The organism is Actinomycetospora sp. 2LY8.5 (assembly GCF_057180585.1).
Genome location: NZ_JBXUHE010000064.1, coordinates 1 through 18,436 on the forward strand (window position 1 = coordinate 1; position 18,436 = coordinate 18,436).

Annotated in this window: 12 protein-coding genes and 1 pseudogene; 2 read left to right on the forward strand and 11 right to left on the reverse strand. The window is 65.0% G+C overall.

Annotation, left to right across the window (positions count from 1 at the left end):
- Positions 1-103 precede the first annotated feature (103 nt).
- The 6 genes from AC2A1K_RS33515 to ccrA all read right to left on the reverse strand — a co-directional run bounded on the left by AC2A1K_RS33515 (position 104) and on the right by ccrA (position 5,840).
- On the reverse strand, positions 104-337 hold the full coding sequence (locus AC2A1K_RS33515; RefSeq protein ID WP_483900686.1) for a hypothetical protein: 234 nt from the start codon (positions 335-337) through the stop codon (positions 104-106).
- Positions 338-697: 360 nt separating this feature from the next.
- Entirely contained in the window at positions 698-1,531 is an 834-nt protein-coding gene (locus tag AC2A1K_RS33520; RefSeq protein ID WP_483900687.1) for an SDR family NAD(P)-dependent oxidoreductase, read from the reverse strand.
- Between the two features lie 3 nt (positions 1,532-1,534).
- Entirely contained in the window at positions 1,535-2,557 is a 1,023-nt protein-coding gene (locus AC2A1K_RS33525; RefSeq protein WP_483900688.1) for a class I SAM-dependent methyltransferase, read from the reverse strand.
- Between the two features lie 25 nt (positions 2,558-2,582).
- Positions 2,583-3,605: a 3-oxoacyl-ACP synthase III family protein gene (locus AC2A1K_RS33530; RefSeq protein WP_483900689.1), complete on the reverse strand. Its 1,023-nt coding sequence runs from the start codon at positions 3,603-3,605 to the stop codon at positions 2,583-2,585.
- Between the two features lie 49 nt (positions 3,606-3,654).
- Positions 3,655-4,512 (reverse strand): 3-hydroxybutyryl-CoA dehydrogenase, encoded by an 858-nt coding sequence (locus AC2A1K_RS33535; RefSeq protein WP_483900690.1) that lies wholly within the window; start codon positions 4,510-4,512, stop codon positions 3,655-3,657.
- Positions 4,509-5,840 carry a crotonyl-CoA carboxylase/reductase gene (gene ccrA / locus AC2A1K_RS33540; RefSeq protein ID WP_483900691.1) on the reverse strand — a complete coding sequence of 444 codons (1,332 nt, stop codon included), beginning with the start codon at positions 5,838-5,840 and terminating at the stop codon, positions 4,509-4,511. The genes AC2A1K_RS33535 and ccrA overlap by 4 nt, the downstream gene beginning before the upstream one ends.
- Positions 5,841-6,035: 195 nt before the next feature.
- Here ccrA and AC2A1K_RS33545 point away from each other — a divergent pair, with 195 nt between their 5' ends.
- Positions 6,036-7,427 (forward strand): helix-turn-helix domain-containing protein, encoded by a 1,392-nt coding sequence (locus AC2A1K_RS33545; protein WP_483900692.1) that lies wholly within the window; start codon positions 6,036-6,038, stop codon positions 7,425-7,427.
- Between the two features lie 34 nt (positions 7,428-7,461).
- On the opposite strand, the gene AC2A1K_RS33550 is transcribed toward AC2A1K_RS33545, so the two are convergent.
- Together AC2A1K_RS33550 and AC2A1K_RS33555 are read right to left on the reverse strand one after the other, a co-directional pair.
- Positions 7,462-9,000, reverse strand: a complete 1,539-nt coding sequence (locus tag AC2A1K_RS33550; protein ID WP_483900693.1) for a PfaD family polyunsaturated fatty acid/polyketide biosynthesis protein — start codon at positions 8,998-9,000, stop codon at positions 7,462-7,464.
- 541 nt (positions 9,001-9,541) lie between these two features.
- On the reverse strand, positions 9,542-13,222 hold the full coding sequence (locus AC2A1K_RS33555) for a beta-ketoacyl synthase N-terminal-like domain-containing protein (protein WP_483900694.1): 3,681 nt from the start codon (positions 13,220-13,222) through the stop codon (positions 9,542-9,544).
- Positions 13,223-13,380: 158 nt separating this feature from the next.
- Between AC2A1K_RS33555 and AC2A1K_RS33560 the strand changes: the two are divergent.
- Positions 13,381-14,225 (forward strand): annotated as a pseudogene (locus AC2A1K_RS33560) (transposase); the annotation flags it as partial.
- A 578-nt stretch (positions 14,226-14,803) separates the two neighbouring features.
- Here the strand turns inward: AC2A1K_RS33560 and AC2A1K_RS33565 are convergent.
- The 3 genes from AC2A1K_RS33565 to AC2A1K_RS33575 form a co-directional block, all read right to left on the reverse strand.
- Positions 14,804-15,808 carry an AraC family transcriptional regulator gene (locus AC2A1K_RS33565; protein ID WP_483900695.1) on the reverse strand — a complete coding sequence of 335 codons (1,005 nt, stop codon included), beginning with the start codon at positions 15,806-15,808 and terminating at the stop codon, positions 14,804-14,806.
- Positions 15,809-15,850: 42 nt separating this feature from the next.
- Positions 15,851-16,702, reverse strand: a complete 852-nt coding sequence (locus AC2A1K_RS33570; RefSeq protein WP_483900696.1) for a ParB/RepB/Spo0J family partition protein — start codon at positions 16,700-16,702, stop codon at positions 15,851-15,853.
- Between the two features lie 498 nt (positions 16,703-17,200).
- Positions 17,201-18,361 carry a macrolide family glycosyltransferase gene (locus tag AC2A1K_RS33575; protein ID WP_483900697.1) on the reverse strand — a complete coding sequence of 387 codons (1,161 nt, stop codon included), beginning with the start codon at positions 18,359-18,361 and terminating at the stop codon, positions 17,201-17,203.
- Positions 18,362-18,436 lie beyond the last annotated feature (75 nt).

Here is an 18,436-nt window from a genome sequence, read left to right on the forward strand (position 1 = left end):
ACCGCACCCGCGCCCGACGCGAGCTGCTCGCCAAAGACCGAGACCAGGACTGACCCACCCACCCACCGAGAAGGGGGTCAAGTTTCAACAGCCCCGCAGGGGGTCAGTTTTCGTGGTCCCTTGACACGCCCGGGCGTGGCCATACCGACTGACGTTTCCCGCTCAACTCGTCGTCACGAGGAGCGTCGGGGAACAGGTGGCGGCGATTGAGCACCATCTCGGCGCCGAGCAGCGCGCCGATCGGGGCGGTGCCGTCGAAGGGCGGGCTGCGCTGCAGGCGGACGTTGTGGGCGCTGACCGCGATACGGGCCTGCGAGTCGGCGGCCAGCAGTCGCACAGGTTGTCGGCCGTGGCCTCGTTGCGCAGGTTGCGCCCGGGTGCGGGGTAGAGCTCATGGGCGAGGAACTCCACCGCGGCCAGGGCGCACTGGGCGGCGAGGTCAGCCGGCCGGGGTCGGCGAGAGTGTGGGCGCGCTGTCCGCCGCCCGCCCTTCGGCGACGACCAGGTCGCGAGTTCGAGACGGCGTCGCCGGTAGGGGCAGCAGGGCGGGCTGGGTCGATGAGCGCGCCGTAGTGCTCGACGACCAAAGTCGTGGACGGATCGACGCAGCGTCTTGGGCGGCCGAGAGCGCCGCAAGGGGCTCCTGGCCATGCCATCCATTACCTCGCTTGAATGCATAAGCGTGCAGCGAGCGCAGCTAGATCAGCAAGCCACCGGCGCAGACCACCGTCTCGCCGCTGATGTAGTCCGAATCTGGGGAGCAAAGCAGGTAGATGGCGCCAGCGGCTTCCTCGGCGGTTCCCATCCGACCGAGCGGGATGCTCAACTGCAACTTGGTTAGCAGTTCCGGGTCGACGCCCGTGGGTAGACGCCGACCACCGACGTCTACTGTCGGTCGGTCCTTGCTCATCGGCATGCTGGTGCGGGTGATGATAAGCCCGAAGGCGACGGAATTCACCGTCACGTTGTAGCGGCCCCACTCCTTGCTCAACGTCCGTGTGAATCCGGCGAGTCCTGCCTTAGCAGTAGCGTAGTTCAGCTGGCCAGCATTGCCAGTGACGCCGGCGAGTGATGAGACGTTTACCACTTTCCGACAGCGCGCGGCACCGTGGTCGCGAATCTCCTGTTTCGCCGCTCTGCCGATCACGGGCTGTGCTGCTCGCAGAATCCGGAATGGGGCCCCAAGATGCACGTCTAGAACTTGACTCCACTGTTCATCACTCATCTTTTGAATGACGGAATCCCATGCGAAGCCAGCGTTGTTGACTACAATATCGACGCCACCGAAAGACTCGACTGCCGCATCGACGAATTTCTTCGGGAATGAGGACTCAGTGATGTCGCCCACGCACGCAACAGCCATTCCACCTCGAGCGCCGACGGCCGCGACGGTTTCGTTCACAGCGACGGAGTCGGTTCCGTTCACAACAACCTCCGCGCCAGCCGCGCACAGCTTCAGCGCTACCGCCCGGCCGATCCCGCGGCTCGCTCCGGTTACCAGCGCGACCCTGCCCTTGAGTGGAGCTTCCAAAGTTCACTTCCGGCACGTGAAGTACGAAAAGTGACACTGGTAATAGTCGCGCCCACCGTAGAGCTTGTCAATGCAGTGCCGGAGCAAGAACAGGCGATCGCGAACAGCCTCCGAGGTCGGCTCGGTCCCTTCCACCTTCTTGGTGCCGCCGATCCAACCAAGGACCACTTCGTGATACGGAGAAAGGGCGTCCATCAAGTCGTCCACCCGAACGTTGATCGGCAACTCAAGGTAGTGCAATGGATTCAAACCCGCCTCGGATAGCGCGCGCCAGTACATCTCCACCTGGCCGACAGTGGGATATGCGTGCGAGCGCAGGGCCGCGTAGGCATCCATCACTTTACCGTTGCTGAGCTGCGCGGCGTACTTCTCGAACAGGGGCTCGGTACGGACGACCTCGCGGGCAAGCTCGTTGACCGCCTCGACCGCGTCGTGGAGACGCCAGTCGCCGCTCTCCCGGTTAGGGTTGCTCATGTCGCCCGTGCTCACCAGTGCGAGCCCTCCGGGCTTGAGCACCTGGTGCCAGCTCAGCAGTGTCCGAGGCAGATCAGCATACAGGTGGATCGCGTTCGTTGAGATAAGAAGATCGACGCCGCGGTCTAGCAGCGCATCGCCGAGCACCTCGCTGACCGCCTGGTACCGGCCGGCGCTCCCCGGGCTCCGGTCAAGCAGGCGCACCGCAACTCGCGGTTCGTCCTGGAACTTTTCCCGCACCAAGCGCAGGTATCGGGGCGACACGTCCACGTTGAGTATGAGGACGCTGTCTCTGGTGCAGGTCAGCAGGCGCTCCGTCAGCAGGCCGGGACCGCAGGAATAGTCCATCACTACGGCTGGGCTGTCGATGGCCGCCGATACCTGCGCGAGCACTGGGTCCCAACACCTGCGGAACGCGTTTGATCCGTGCCGCTCGTAGCTCCTCGCGGTCTCGTCAGACGGCTTCTTGGCCCAGTCGGCGTCCGGCAACCGGTGAAACTTCGGGGGCCACCCAGAGGCCGGTCCCGGCCACTCGTCGCGCTGGTTGGACATCTGCCCGAACCTCCTCGTCTCGACCTCACCGCTCACCGCGTCTTACTACGGGTCTTGCCCAGCGCGTGGAAACCGCTCCCCAGGTCACCCCGGCGCCGACTGCGAGCATGAGCACCACGTCCCCGTCGGAAATCCGTCCCTTAACGACCGCGTCATCGAGCGCGATTGGGACCGAGGCGGCTTCAGTGTTGCCGCTCCAGGAGATGGTCCGGTGCAGATGATCCGATGATACGCCGAGCAACTGTGCCCACTCAGCGATCATAGCGCCGTTGGCCTGGTGAGGAATGAATAGTTTAACGTCAGACAGCTCGATCCCAGAATCTTCCAGCAGCTCGCTTACTAGCCACGGAAGTACTTCGACAGCCGTGCGCCGAGCGTCGGGGCCGCGCATCCTGGCGTAGTGCAGCCCCTTCGCAACCGTGTCCGCGCTGGCCGGCAATCGGCTGCCGCCCGCCGGGATCTGCACTATTCCTGTACCTGCGCCGTCGCTGCCGATGGCAGTGGAGATGATACCTCGCTCGCCATTCGTCTTTCCGAGCACGACTGCTCCGGCGCCGTCACCGAACAACACACACGTACCGGCGTCGGTGTAGTCGAGCGAGCGCGAGTGGAGGTCGGCGCCGATCACGAGAGCACACTGCCGCCTAGGGTCAGCGACGAGCATGCTGTGCGCGACGGTGAGCCCGTAGATGAACCCGGTACAGGCCGCGGCGAGGTCGAAGGCCACCGCCTTTGACGCCCCGATATTGTGCTGAACGAAACACGCCGTCGCCGGCAGCGGCTGGTCAGGGTTGGTGGTCGCGACTATAAGCAAATCGACGTCTGACGCAGCCACCCCAGCTGACTCGAGCGCGCGCTGAGCCGCTCCGGTCGCAAGGTCGGAGGTGGCCTCGCCCTCTCCAGCGATCCGCCGTTCGGAGATTCCCGTCTTGTCCAGAATCCACTCCGCATCGATGCCTAGGCGCCCGGCGAGTTCAGTCGTGCTCAGAATCCGGTCCGGCAGGTAGGACCCGGTACCCAGGATCGTGGTGGCGCAAGTAGCTGCCACAATGGTGCCTCTTCCCCGCGATTTGCAATGTCTAAACTGGTCAGCGGTCTTACCCGGTATAGAACCCAGCGCCGGATTTCCGTCCCAGCAGGCCAGCGTCCACCATGCGTCGTAACATGGTAGGTGGCGCGTAGGTGGTTTCACGGAACTCCTCGTACAGAGACTCGGCAACGGATGCCACCACGTCGAGCCCGATTAGATCGATTAGCTTGAGCGGTCCCATCGGGTGCGAGCATCCCAGTTCCATGGCCTTGTCAATCTCCTCTCTGGTGGCCATCCCGGATTCAAGCATCCGGACTGCTGAGATCAGGTATGGAACGAGCAGGGCGTTGACTACGAACCCGCTTCGGTCGCGCGCTCTAATCACTTGCTTGCCCAGCACCTCGACCAGAAAGACGGAAAGGCGTCGCTCTGTCTCATCACTCGTGAGGAGGGAGCTGACGAGCTCGACGAGTGGCATCACCGGGGCAGGATTGAAAAAGTGCACGCCCGCAACTTCCCCAGGCCGGGCGGTGGCTTTGGCCAGTTTGATAATCGGGATCGACGACGTAGTGGACGCGATTACCGCTGCTGGGTCCCGCACGATCCCGTCGAGTTCGGTGAACAACCCGACCTTGACCGGCTCGTCTTCGGTGACCGCCTCGATGACCAACTGTCGATCTGCTATGTGGTGAAGACCGGGACTCAGCGCAATCCGGTCGAGTATCCGGTCACGGTCGTCCTGCCCGAGCCGGCCCGCCAGGACTGCGCGGTCGAGCGAGCTTGTTAATCGCCGTTGGCCGTGTGTTGCGGAGCGCTCGCCCGAGACCGCGACGGTGACGTCTAAGCCTGCCCGCGCGCAAGTCTCGGCGATACCGGCGCCCATAAGCCCGCAGCCGATAACGCCAACACGCTCGAAATCGCTCATGACTGTCGTGCCACCCGTAGTGACCGCTCGCCGATGCGCTCGCGTAGGTCCCGGTTCGTGACCCCCAGCCCCTCCTCGGGCGCCAGGCACAGCACCCCGACCTTGCCCACATGCCGATTAGTCTGGACCAGCCGGACAGCCTCGCCCGCTTCGCACAGCGGGTAGGTAGTGGACAGCATCGGGTTGATCCGGCCATGCCCGATCAACCGGTTGGTTTCCCACTGCTCCTGCAGATTCGCGCCGTGGCTGCCGATAATCCGTTTCAAGTTCATCCACAGATATCGGTTGTCGTATTGGTGCTGGTGACCAGTACTAGAGCCGCAGGTGATGACCGTCCCGCCTCGACGGGCGACGTACACGGACTGCTGGAAGGTCTCCCGTCCCACGTAGTCGAAGACGACGTGCGGGTCCTCCCCTAGGGTCTGCCGGATGAGTGAGCCCAGCCGCTTAGCAGTTCTCAGCTTCTCGGTTGGATTGTCCGAACCGAGTTCATCTGTGCCCAGGTCCTTGCGGTTGATCACCACGTCGCACCCCATTCTGTGCAGCAGCTGCGCCTTTTCCTCGGTACCAACGAGACCTACCGCGATCGCGCCGCCATTGCGAACGAACTGGACAGCGTACCCGCCCAGCCCGCCAGTCGCACCCCAAATCAGCACGATGTCGCCTTGTTTGATCCGCGCTCCGTTCGCGCTGACTAGCATCCGATAGGCAGTTCCGGCGCATAATGGACTGCACGCAGCCTCCTCCCACGTTAGGTGGCCAGGCTTGGCGATCAGTTGGCTCGCCCTGGCCACTGCGTAATGGGCCAGTCCACCGAAGTTGGTTTCGAAGCCCCAGGCGAGCTGGCGGCTGCCGAGCATCCCGTCGGCGTGGGTCGCCGGTTCCTGGTCGTCTACCACCACGGGACTCACCACCACGTGGTCTCCGACTGACCAGTTGCGCACCCCGCAGCCACGACGCACGATCACACCTGCGGCGTCCGAACCAACGACCTGGAACGGCAGGTCGTGCCTAGCCTCCCATCGTCCCTGCTTTGCGTACTTGCGCAAGAAACTGAACGTCGGCACCGGTTCGAACTTGGCCGACCAGACCGTATTGTAGTTGATCCCGCTAGCCATGACTGCCACCAACACCTCGTCAGGAGCCAGTTCCGGCATCGGCACGTGGCCTATACGGAGCGAACTGCGAACGTCAGGATCGGTGACACCCGTAAACATGCCGACATCCTCCGCGCGGAGATGCGCCGCCAGATACTCCGTCGGAACCGGAGCCATCTCGAGCTCATCTGGGCCTTCGCTATTAAGTACCGACTCGGTCAGGCTGTTCACAATGGCTCCCTTCATCCACGGTCGCGCGCTTCTCCTTCGTGCGTTAAGTGTGCTGTCGGCTGAACAAATGTGGACAGGGGACGAGTTCCGCCGCTCCGGCGGTGCGCGGGGCGGTCCACATCGTGCGCGGAACGTACAGTGCGCCTTCCACCGCGCGGCTATCGTCCAAGCTCAGGCAGATCGAGTAGGGAGGTCATGATCGGAATGAAGGTCGACACCAACCAGCCGATCTCTCTGTTCATCCGGTCCGCCAGACGCGCACGGCGGATGAGCCAAAACGCTCTGGCCAGGGAGTTGAGGACGGTTTCGGGTCAGCCCACCATCACCCGGGACCTGGTCGCGCGGTGGGAGCGCGGGCAACAGGTACCCCGTTCCGGGACCCGCAGGTGGCTCTCGGTCGCGCTCGGTGTGGACGAAGAGCAACTCGAGATCGCGGCGGCGGCGGCCCGACGGCGCAGCCGGCTGGGCCACGCGGTCGTCACCAAGAACGCCCCCGCGCACCCTGGGCACGCTCGCCGGGTGCAAGGCAGTCCGGCTTTGCTCCCGGTGTTCCGCTCCCGTGTTCAGGCCGGCATCCTCGCCGCGACCCTGCTCAACCCAGACAGGTCGTTCAGCCTGACGGAACTTGCCGAGTACGCGGGCGGCTCGTTGGCGTCGGTCGACAAGGAGAACAAGCTGCTCGAGGAGGCCGGCATCCTGACCAGCCGCCGTGCGGGCACCATCCGGCTTATCCGCGCCGACAACCGCAATGGCGTGCTTACGGGGCCGCTCACCGACCTGATCCGTCTGACCTATGGAGTGCCCCAGGTCGTCGCCGAGGAGTTCGGCAGCGTCGAGCACATCGCACGGATGGTACTAGGTGGGGTCTGGGCCGACCGATTTGCCGGTATCCCGGGACCGGAGCCGGAAAGCTTCGAGCTGCTGCTGGCAGCCCTGCCGGAGAAGGCCCTGGATCAGGAGGCAGTCGCCACGGCGGCCGTTCGTACCGAGCAGCGACTCGGTCGGCCGGTCCGCTTCGGTGGGATGCCGTGCGGCCCAAATCAGGATACGCACGAACTTTTCCACCACTGGCCCGGGCACCCCGTGGTCGAGGTCGTCGCAGTGCGGCCCCGCACGGTGAAGGAGCCGACGTGGACCGCCCCCGATGGGAGACCAGAGATCAAGCGGCTGCTGCGTGCCGGGCAGCTCGAGATGGTCAGTGGTCCCGCTGCCGACGGCCGGCCATTCCTCCGGCTGGCGACGGACTACCTTGGTGCGGCCGAGCCCCTCGCAGAGACGTCGCCGAAATCGGCGTTTGTACTTCTCAGTCGTTCTGCGCAGCTGGTTGGTTCCGCCCTGCTCGCCCACCAGGGTCTGCGTCTCTCGGCTACTGCGGCCGACCATGTCGTTGGGACGGCCGCCACTGTGCAGTTCGGCCACGAGTTCTCCCAGATCGAGCTGCTCCGTCAGCGTGCCAAGGAACTCGACGTACCCACCAGCTGTGACAGTCGCGCCGTGCCCGCCGAGGCGACGACCTACCTCCGCACCGTTCGATCGCTGGTCACCACGGCGGACGAGATGCTAGGCAACATCAGCCTCTTCACCTGACCACCGCCCCGTGGCCTCGGCCACCGCGCGGTGGTCAGGGGCGGTAGGTCGAGCAGGTGGGCGGAAGGCGGACGCCGGTGTAGCGCAGCTGGCTGATTCGCGCGGAATAGGCCGCCCCCCGCATGATCTGGGCCGCCAACTCCGCGACCTTCCGGTTGGCGAGCCCAGCGAGCCGGGTGTCCTCCACCCAACCGTTGAACGCGCCCATTGCCGGGCCGCACCAGATCTGGTAATCGAGCGCGCGTTCCGCGAGTCCGGCCACTCCCCAGGCTGTGGACCGTCCGAGGTACCAGCGGAAGACCAGAGCCATCCGGTGTTTGGCGTCCCCCGCGGCCCGGTCAAGTTGCGACGGATCGCGGTCGGCGAAGAACCTAACGCAGTCATCCCAGACCTCATCGAGCGGCTTCCGGAACACGCGCCGTTCCAGGTCATCGCGTTCCGCCGCGGGCAGCGCGTCGAGGCCATCATAGTTGCGGTAAGCCTCGTAGAGCCGCCTCGCCCGACCGGCGAACATCGTGCCGCGCTTCAGCACCTGCACGGTGACATCCATTTCGAACATGTCCGCCGAGGGCGCCGGGCCACAGTCTGCCGAGCCCGCCTTCGCCAATAGGCGTTTCACTTCCTCGGATTGACCGGCTTCGACACTGGCTTGGTTGATCGATCCGGTGACTACGTAAGCCGCGCCGAGCGCGAACGCGCCCGCGGCCGCCAGCGGAGTGCCAATCCCACCCGCGGCGCCGACGCGGATCAGCCGAGTGTAGCCGAGGTCGCGGTGCACGCGGTCGCGGAGCGCGAGCAGTTCGGGCAGCAGCACGACCAGGGGGCGACCGTCGGTATGGCCACCTGAGTCCGCCTCCGCCGTGATGTCATCCGCCATCGGCACCCGGGCTGCCAGCTCAGCGCGGTCCGGGTCGAGGTCGCCTGACTCCACCAGCGCCCGCACGAGGTGGGGCGGGGCGGGGCGGAGGAACTGCTCAGCTACCTCCGAGCGCGACACCTTTGCGATTACCCTGTTCCGCGGCCGGCCATCCCGAGTTAGCCCCGCGAGACGATATCGGACCAGATGCGGGGTAAGTTCCAGGAAGGCGGACGCCTCTACACACCGCACCTCCTGTTCGAGGCACAGGTCCACAATGGCCCGTTCGATATCCGGTTCACGGGGCGTGTGGATCAGGTTGCAAGCGAATGGTTTTCCTGGCGCCGCGTGGCGGATAGAAGCCAATGCCTCACCCACCTTCACCGGTAGGAGCCCGGCGGCGCCAAACGAGGCCAGGTAGCCAGCACGGCTTAGGGCGGCCACCATTCGCGCCGAAGCAATCCCGTTGGCCATCGCCCCGGCCTGGTACGCGTAGCGCACCCCGTGGTCCTCACGAAAATCCTGGTCCCCCAAGGACTGCGGGCGCAGCGGAGGCACCGTGGCGAGCAGCCCGGATCGTCGGGTGACCCGCTCGTCGGTAGTCACCGCCACGCCGTCGCCGTCGGAAACCACGAACAGCCGCTGCTCCAGACGCGAGAGCTCCCGGTGGATCGAGGTCTCGTCGCGGGCCGGTACCGGCTGGGTCGGCGTTCTCATTGTGGTTCTCCCCTGTTCGCGAGATGATCCACAGCTACATCGGTCAGGTTGGGAATCAGGCGGCGGGCACGTGCTGCGCACAGCGGGACGGGAAAGCCCGGACACCCCGATCGGCCGATTCCGACGTGGCAGGATTCCGGCCCAGCGACCCCCGTAGCCCCAGCCCGGCTTCGTCGGTGAGCTCAGTACGTTGCCGGGACGTACCGCGGGGGGAGAGGTCCACCGTACGAGAGAACGGCGAGGGCTGTTCGATCGCGAGTGTCGTGACAATCCCGCTGAACACTGCCGAGCGGCGCCTCATCCCGCGTTTGGCGCACTTTCTAGCGCCAGTCACCCGTCGAGCTGGGTGACAGTCACGGTTCCCCAGTCGCCGGGGTTGCAGGACTAAGCGTAAGCCCATCGCTCGACGGTCCCACTTAGGCCGCATCGTCCAGCGCCTCGGCACTCCAGCGGAGGTGATAGCCACCTCATCGGTGCCAATCACCTCCTGCCACCAAGCTCGGCGCGGTAGGGGTCCGCCAGTAGCTCCATGCGCGGGAGCTCATCCAGCTCCGGTTTGATGCCCGAGGGCGCCCGCCCCGGCATCAGGGCATGTTGGAGCCGCATCATCCCGACCGTCGATGTAGGCAACGATCTGATCGACAGTACGCAACTCCCCCAGGAGCTCCGGGCCCAATTCCGGCAAGCCGGGCAGCCGCTGCTGCACCGCTGCGAGCACCTGTACCCGGCTGATCGAGTCAACTCCGAGGTCGGCTTCCAGATCCATCCCTGACTCCAGGGCCTCCACCGGATAACCCGTCCGCTCCGCCACCACCTCCAGCAGCACCGACTGGAGATCGTCGGCCGGGGCGTGACCGGATGCAGGCGCCTCGGACACCGGAGGGTCGACGAATTGAGCAGGTTCAGCATATTGAGTGCGCGGCGGGCCAGGTTCCCGGGCACCGACCGGATCATTTTTGCCCACTGATACTGGCGGGTTGTCCGGCAGCAGTTGATCATCCAGGACCGGCGGTAGGTCCCAAACCGGCGCCGAGGCGGTCGCTCCAGGGACTGCGCCGCCAAGATCGATGCCGGCCAGTGAGGCCAGCACCTCATTCGCCTTGGTATGCGCCCGCCCGATTGCGACGCTCTGGTCCTTGATCGCGGCCACAACCGCCGCCAGCGCCGGTTCATCCACCGGCGCCTTCCCGATCAGAGCGGCGAGCTGCTCTGCTACGCGGAGCTGGCCGTGCAGGTAGGTGCTGTGCAGGGCTAGATGTTGCCGCAGAACATCGTCCGAACTGGGCCGCGCGGGCGCGGTGGGGGCATCGATCTCTGTCATGCTGGATCCTCCGCTTGAAGCCTTCGCAGTGCTTTCCCGAAAACGTGGCACGCCTGCTGCAGCCGCGCTCGATGACTCACCTCCGTCGCGTACGGCCTGGCCTTCAGACGCTTCGTCAAGGGCATGGCGACGTTCCGGAGGAACGTACTCAGGGGCGGACAGGGTAATAGTCGGGCCACGGACCGGGTACGCTTCGGGCATTGCAGCGGCGAATCGGTTTATATCGGTGAGCGGGACGCCGAGCACCGCCAGGCGCAACGCCGCCTGTTTCAACGACACGTCACTGTCACCACCCGGACCGCTGTCCGTAGGGATGACCACCGCGCCTTCTCCTAGCGTCGCACGGGCCAACGAGGTCAGCACCTGCTTGGGCCCGAACTCGACGAACACCCGGCATCCATCTGCCCAAATTCGGTGCAGCGCCGCCACAAACTCGACCGGCTCGAGTACCTGCGCCAGCAGCACGCGCCGGTTCTCCTCAGGGTCCGCTCCATAATTGGCTCCCGGCGAATTAGGATAGACTGGAGCGTTCGGCGGTCCGATGTGAATGGACTCGACGGCGGGCCGCAACGCCTCGACGGCATGCATTACATACCGCGTGTGGAATGCAGCGGCGACGGGCAGCTGCCGGGTGCCGATCCCGCGTCCTATACAGATCCGAGCCACGTCAGCCACGGCTGCTGTCCCGCCACCGATAACCACCTGGTCCGGCGCGTTGTGGTTACAGATCTCCGCATCGCTGATACCGGCCAGTATCTCCTCGGCCCGTTCCCGGCTAGCGTTTACCGCCACCATCGCCCCGGAGTCGGCGCCGGTGTCGTTGGGCATCATTGCCCGGCCACGCGCCACCGCCAGCCGGAAGAAGTCGTCATCGGATAGTGCACCGGCCGCCCACAGCGCGGTGACCTCGCCGAAGCTGTGTCCGAGGTAGCCGGCGCAGGACAGGCCCAGGTCACGCAAGAACCGGAATTGGCCAGCAGCCAGCGCACCGATCGCCGGCTGCGCATATTCGGTCTGCCGCAGCATATTCGTCTGCCGCTCGTGCTGTTCGGGACCATCCGCCGGGGGTGGGAACATGACCTGCGCCAGGCGGGCGGCATCGCCGTCGAACAGGGCGTTCGCCTCGTCGAGGGCGTCAGCGACGGTGGGCGTGTTCAGCACCGCCTTCAGCCCCATTTCGAGGTGTTGGCTGCCTTGACCCGCGAACAGGGCGCCGACCTTGACCTCTGGAAGGCCCGCTCGGCGGAAGAACACCCCTTGTGGATGCGTCCACTCCTCCGCGTCCGGTCGGGCGGCTAGCCACTCCATCGCGAGGCGGCGCAACTTGGTCTCGTCACCGGTCGCTACAAAGCCGATCCGTGCGTGCCCGGCTGGCACCGCCCCGTCCTCGGCTGGTGCACCCGAGCGCAGCAGCTCGAGCAACGCCGTGGGGTCGGGAGCGTGCCACAAGCAGGCGCGCGGGATCCGGTGCAGCACCGGTCCGTGGTCGTATTCCTCCAACACCATGTGAAAGTTCGTTCCACCGAAGCCCATCGCGGAAGCTGCCGCGCGCCGTCCGGGCCGCAGCGGGTCGTCGATCCAGGGCCGAGTCCGAACGTTGACGTAGAACGGGCCATCTGCGAATTCGCCCGCGGTGCTTGGCCGCTCGACGTTGATTGTCGGCGGCAGCGTCCGGTGGTAGAGGCTCAGCGCGAGCTTCATCACGCTCGCCGCGCCCGCCGCCGCCCTGGTGTGGCCGATCTGCGATTTGACGCTGCCGAGGGCTGCGCCATGCCGCTCGCCCGCCGCTTCGCCGAGCAGCTCGCTCAGCGCGGCCAGCTCCGTGCGGTCTCCGACGGCGGTACCAGTCGCGTGCGCCTCGAAAAGCTCTACTGTGGAAGCTGAGCAGCCAGCGTCAGCATAGGCACGCTCCAGCGCCAGGCGCTGTCCGCGCACGTTGGGTGCATAGATGCTCGTCGCCCGCCCATCACTGGCGGAACCGAGCCCGCGGATGACCGCGTAGATTCGGTTCCCGTCGCGTTCGGCGTCGGCGAGTCGCCGCAGCGCGAGCATACCGATGCCCTCACCTAAAAGGGTCCCATCGGCCGAGGCGTCCAATGGCCTGATCCGGTCCCCGCGGGAGAGTGCGCCCACCTTGCTGAAACACAGGTACGTGAACACCGTGCTCTCAGTGTCCACACCTCCGGTGATCATTAAGTCGGCCCTGCCGTCAACGAGTTCTGCGATCGCGGTGCGCATTGCCGCAAGCGAGGCCGCGCACGCCGCGTCCACCGTGCAATTCATCCCGCCCAGGCCAAACCGGTTGGCGATCCGTCCCGCCACCACATTGCCCAGCAGGCCGGGGTAGCTGTTCTCCTCCCATGGCGCGAACGCTCGCACATATCTTTCTGAGATGGCCTCGGCGTCCTCGACGGATAACCCGTGAGTGAGCACGGCATCCTTGAGTGCCGGAGTGGACAGCCGCGCGGCGAGCGGGTGCATCAGCGGGACCGGCCCGGTGACTCCAAGCACGACGCCAGTGCGCTGGGGGTCGTACCATCCGCCGTCAGAACCCGCGTCCTGCAGCAGATCCCTCGCCACCCCAAGACTCAGAGTTTGCATCGTACTAGTGACACCCAGCTGCTTGGGCGGCAACCCAAATTCCACCGGATCGAACTCAACATTCGGAATGAACGCGCCACGCCGTGAATAGGTCCGATCTGGCACACCAGGATCAGCGTCGTAGTAGTCGGCTAGATTCCATCGCGACGTTGGTACGTCCTCCGTGCAGTCTACCCCGTCGACGATGTTCTGCCAGTATTCGCGGTGATTGTGCGCCATTGGGAACAGGCCGGAGAGGCCGACGATCGCAATCGGGTCGCGAGCAGGCCGCCGGTCTGCTCGCTCGAGGTGCTCGCCCACGATCTTCCTCTCGGTCTACCCAGTGCCTCTCTGGCTCCTAGGTGCGGACATACCAGCAATTTTGGGTCGGAGCCGGAGGAGGCGTCAATGGACCGAACTCCACCGAAACGAAAACCCAAACGAGGGGAAATAGAGTCCTCATCAACGACATGGATCACACGAGGGGCGCAGACCACCGTGTGTCTCTTCCGCCCACACAGCACCGAATGCGGGATCTGCTCGCCGCGGACCTGTCCGGGCTGGAGCTGGTCGCGATCATGATCGACGGGGTGCACTTCACCGAGCACTGCTGTGTGGTCGCGCTGGGTATCGACGGTGACGGAACCAAGCACCCGCTCGCCCTCGCGGAGGGCTCCACGAAGAACACCGCCCTGGTGCGCGGGACTGTTGATCGACCCCTGCGCGAGCGCAGCCCCGACACCACCCGCCCTATCATGGCGGTGCTGGATGGCTCCAAGGCGCTGGCCGCGAGCATGCGCGAGGTCTTCGACCGCTCCGTGACCCAGCGCTGTCAACTTCACGAGATCCGAAACGTCAGGGGCCACCTCCCGCAGAAGCTGCGCTCGGTGGTGGCCTCGCCGATGCGGGCCGCCTATCGCGCCGACTCAGCGTTGCGGGCCCAGGCCAAGCTCGAGACCCTCGCCGGCGAGCTCGACAAGACTCACCCCGGCGCCGCCGCCTCGCTGCGCGAGGGCCTCGACGAGACCCTGACGGTGGCTGCGTCTGGACGTACCGCCCAACCTTGTCCGCACGAACGCTGCGCCCGACCAATGCCGTGGAGTCGGTGATCTCGATCGCCGCGATCACTCAGCCAACGTCAAGCGCTGGCGCGACGGGACCATGGTGCTGCCCTGGTGCGCCGTCGGGATGATCGGGGCCGGCAGGCAGTTCCGCCGGGTCAACGGGCAACCTGCACCTACGGGCCCTACGTGCCTCGCTCGAACGCCACACCACCGACACTCTCGGACCGAACCGCTACCGTCACACCGAAACCGCCGCATGATCGGACCGCCGCCGAAAATCTACGGAGAGCGGGACAACCTCGGTGGACCACCGGATCGGGCCAGGCAGGCAATCTCGGCCTGCCCATCAACGCCGACATGCGCGCGTCCATGCAACCGTCGCGCAGCGGCCCATGCCAGCTCAGGTACGCATCCGCCGGTGCTTCGCCGCACTCGCAGCACCCCGCAGCCCCCCACCACGACCGGCGACCTACGCGCCCGCCCGAGTGCCTCACGGCGGGTCTTGACGAGTCATAGGAGCATCCTGCTCATCGGGCTCGGAACCGCAGTCGCGCAGCAGGGGTTCCTGGTCCGCTACGCGCCGGCCACGAAGCTGGTGAAACGAAGTCGTCGCGGCCCCGACGAGCGCCAGCTCGCCAAGACCATCGCCCGCTACGGCCGCGTCGATCTCTTCACTGTATTGATGAGCTGGGCTATATGGATCTCGACTGTCGCGGCGCGAAGCTTTTCGGGGCGCACCTCACCACAGCGACGTGGGCCCTGTAGCTTTACAAACCCACCCATTTCGTGCGCCTTCCCGGGAACCCCAGACCAGAGCGCCCAGGGACTGTCAGCATAGTCAGTGCCGCCGAGGGAGTAGACGATGGCGGTTCCATCTCAGGGTTTCCTTCGGTGCCTCACCGAACCGCTGCCGGTACCCTGCCGCAAACCGACCGTGATGAGAAAGGCCCCATTTACGCACGATCGCCCCCACCGTCGCCGTATCGGGATGGGCGAGGGAAAGCTCGTCGTAGACCCGTTGCAGCCGAACTTCGCGCAAGTACTCGCTCGGCGTAGTGCCAAGCTCCGCACGGAAAGCCTTTTGGACCACACGGATACTCACACCAGCCCGGCTCGCCAGGCTCGCCGGGCTGTGCGGCCATTCCGGATGAGCCTCGATGTGCTCGATCAGACTACGCAGCCCTTGCGAGTACTGAGGTTTCGTATCGGCCTGCAGGAACGCCGTGTAGTTGTGGAACTGCGCCACCAGAAGGCCTTTGATCAGATAGCGCTCGATCTCGGCGACCACAAGTGGGTGCAGGAGCATAGTGTCCGGACTGTTCAGGGCAGACACACAGTGCAGCAACGATTCCAACCAGCTACGTCTGTACCCGCTGGTCACGTCCATTCCGAGATCGAACCGGATAGGCTCGACGAGCGGAGTGCGCGTCATCTCCGACAAGGTGGCGTCCAACGCGCGTCTTTCGATCCTTACAACCAGCTGGGAGTAGTCCGCAGACAACCGCATTTTCACCTCCTGCCCTGCTGTCACTACCCCGATGCGCTGGGGGGTTGCCTGCACGTGGTCAGTCCCGATCTTCAGGACCCCGTGGCCGGCGAGCGGAACGACTACGAGATAGCACGTCTCCGATTCATACCGGGTCAATGAAACGCCTTGCCCGTACGACACGTAGGCAATTGCGATACTTTGCAGACTCACCCAGTGGACGACGGCCTTTAGCCCAGAGGGTCGGCCGACGAGGTCTATACGATGCCCACTCAGTAGTTCGGTGAGCCGTTCGCGGGTATAGCTGATGTCATCCGACTCGAACACCTTGTACCGGTCGAGCGGCAGCTTTGCCATGTCCCTCCAGAGCCACCACCGTCGCAGGGACTCGCTTCCCGCCTACCGTGTGCGCAGCCTCCTGATCAGCCGGTCCCAGTCACCGACGCACTGGTTCGCCAGCTCGGCCACCAGTTCGAGGCAGTGCGGCGGAAGGCTGTCGGCAATGGTCTCCCACTCCTCTTCCATCCGAGCGTGCAACTCTAGGGCGCGCAGTAGCATGCGTCCCGTCTCGGTAGCACGGACGGAGGGATCCGCACGCAGCCTTCGCGCGCTCTCCCAGCGCTGCTCTCTGACGGCGGACTCGTTCCACTGTCCAGCTTCCGGGGCTCCGCCGTTCTGCTGTCTTGGAACGGCACCCTCGACCGTGAGCTTTCGTCCGTCCTGGACCCTACTCACCCGCCGCTCCCGGCCGTCACGACCGAGCCTGACGGCTGGCTGGGGATTCTCCCCAGTACGCCAGCGGCGGATCGCGCCCACCGTCTTGTGGTCTAGACCTGCATACCGCGCGATCGCCCGGTCCGACCACACCGGGTACACCTCTAGGAGCTGTGTCGCGGCCGCCTTGCGATCGGCCAAGCTCAGAGGCAGGCCGTGAGAAATATTACTGGCCAACGCGAAGAAGTACGCCTGCACCGGATCGCCATCGAAAAACCGGACCAGGATCTCTTTCGCCCCTCGCGCCTCCGCAGCCCGCAGACGATGCGCGCCGTCAATCAGACGCATGTTCTCTCGCTCGACCACGATCGGGGGCAATTCCGGTGCGGATACGAGTCTTTGCACGTGCTCGAGGTCGACACCACCAAGCCGAGGAGACATCCGTGTGTCCTGCACCCTGTCGATCGGTACCCAGGTGGCGGCCCTTGAAAGTCTGCCACCGCCCAAGGTCTCCTCGGCGGAAGCGCCGGCAGCCAAGCCCACCTCCTGCAGACCGCAATCCGCGCTCAGTGCTTGCCGGCCACTCGACATATTCGCTCCCAGCTCGGCACAACAGATCGATAGGGCTCGGATATCGATAGGGCCCAGATGTGGATTACTTGTAGATCCATCGTACTGACTTGATTTGGCGCTGTCCACCCTGTGCGCAACACCAACCTCGCGGCTTACTGGGTGTACTACCGGAGCTTCCGCCACCCCCTCCTGTCTGCGACTCGAATTCGCGCCTGGAGTTCCTTCGAACAGGATTGCGGCGCATGGCCCGGGAACACCGGTCGTCTGAGCCAATCGCCTCTTCCGTGAGTCCCGCCGAGCGATCTCGGCTAACACCGCTTCTAGGGCCACCTCGAAGCAGATGCCGATCGGCGTGCTCCTGGCCGCCGTTTCCACAGAGGAGAGGACCGGACTGCGCAGGAAGACCCTACAACCGAGCCTCCGCAGGCGGAGTCCTAGACCAGTGGTGCTCGGCACTAGTCCTTACCGCAGATACGCTTGAACGGCGGACACTGCCTTGTCGATACCGCCCTGCGCCCGCACCTGGGCCGATAGTTCAGATAGCCGCGCGGCGACATCTGGGGAATCCGCCACCTCGGCCACAGCCGAGCGAAGTGCCGGCGCCGTTGCTTCGTAGGACCGTAGATGCTTTCCGACTCCCAGCTCCGCCAGCGTCGCTGCGTTGCGGGGCTGGTCCGCGGCCTGGGGGATCGCCACCATCGGGACGCCGAACCACAACGATTCCGTACAGCTGCCCATCCCGGCATGCGTGATAAACGCCGACGCGGTCGCGAGCACGGCCAGCTGCGGGACCTTGCGATGGACCTCGAACGAGCCCGGCAGCGGGACGAGCTCTTGCAGGTCGACGTCCGGACCAACTGCCATGACAACATGCCAATTCGACCCAGCGAATGCAGCAATGCAGGTTCGGTAGATGTCGACTTTATTGTTGTACGTCGTGCCGAAAGACACGAGGAGCACTCGTTTCCCATTCGTCGGCGGTCGCCAACTTCGATCCGCCAGCCGCGCTGGCGCTAGGCACGGGCCGACGAATCGGACCGAGGAGGGGACGCAAGCGACGTTAGGCTGCATCGCCTTTGGGATCAGAGACAGGCACTCGCCGGGGTCGGTCAGCCAGGCCACCCCTTCCTCATGAACCCCGTTATCTCTCAGCCAGCGGTGGAGGACGGCTAGAAACTCCTTTCCGGGGGATGAGTTGTACATTAGGTCAATAACTTCAGCCATGTCCTGATCTCCCTCGAAGCCCTTCCACGCTACGTAGGTTGGCGAAAGCCGGATCGCCGTTACGCCGTAGCGCTTACCGAGCAACGGGCCTCCCATTCCGCCGATATCAAAGAGCACCAAGTCGGGTGGGTCTTCGTCGTAGTAAGCAGTGAGGTGCCTGAACGCCGCGATGGCCTCGTCAAGAAAGACTCGTTTAGCGTCGATAGGGTTGTCCGACCAGATCGCGTCCTTGCTGGGCGGCAAGATCGTCGGATGTGTAACGGGTTCAACCCCGGAATCACGGATCAGGTCGACTAACGGCTCGCCGATAGCGTAGGTCACCCGGTACCCGCTGACTACTAGCTCACGGATGATCTCCAGGGAGGGGTAGATGTGACTCGGCCCGGTGCTACCGATCATGGCTATGTGCTTGCATGCTCCCATGAAAGGTGCATAGCAGACAAACAGATCACCTACAACCTTCGGTCGGCGGGC

Bases quoted from the DNA above. Each gene is read 5' to 3' on its own strand.
- AC2A1K_RS33550 (WP_483900693.1), bottom strand. From the start codon at position 9,000: ATGAGAACGCCGACCCAGCCGGTACCGGCCCGCGACGAGACCTCGATC.
- AC2A1K_RS33575 (WP_483900697.1), bottom strand. From the start codon at position 18,361: ATGATCGGTAGCACCGGGCCGAGTCACATCTACCCCTCCCTGGAGATC.
- AC2A1K_RS33565 (WP_483900695.1), bottom strand. From the start codon at position 15,808: ATGGCAAAGCTGCCGCTCGACCGGTACAAGGTGTTCGAGTCGGATGAC.
- AC2A1K_RS33535 (WP_483900690.1), bottom strand. From the start codon at position 4,512: ATGAGCGATTTCGAGCGTGTTGGCGTTATCGGCTGCGGGCTTATGGGC.
- AC2A1K_RS33545 (WP_483900692.1), top strand. From the start codon at position 6,036: ATGATCGGAATGAAGGTCGACACCAACCAGCCGATCTCTCTGTTCATC.
- AC2A1K_RS33525 (WP_483900688.1), bottom strand. From the start codon at position 2,557: ATGTCCAACCAGCGCGACGAGTGGCCGGGACCGGCCTCTGGGTGGCCC.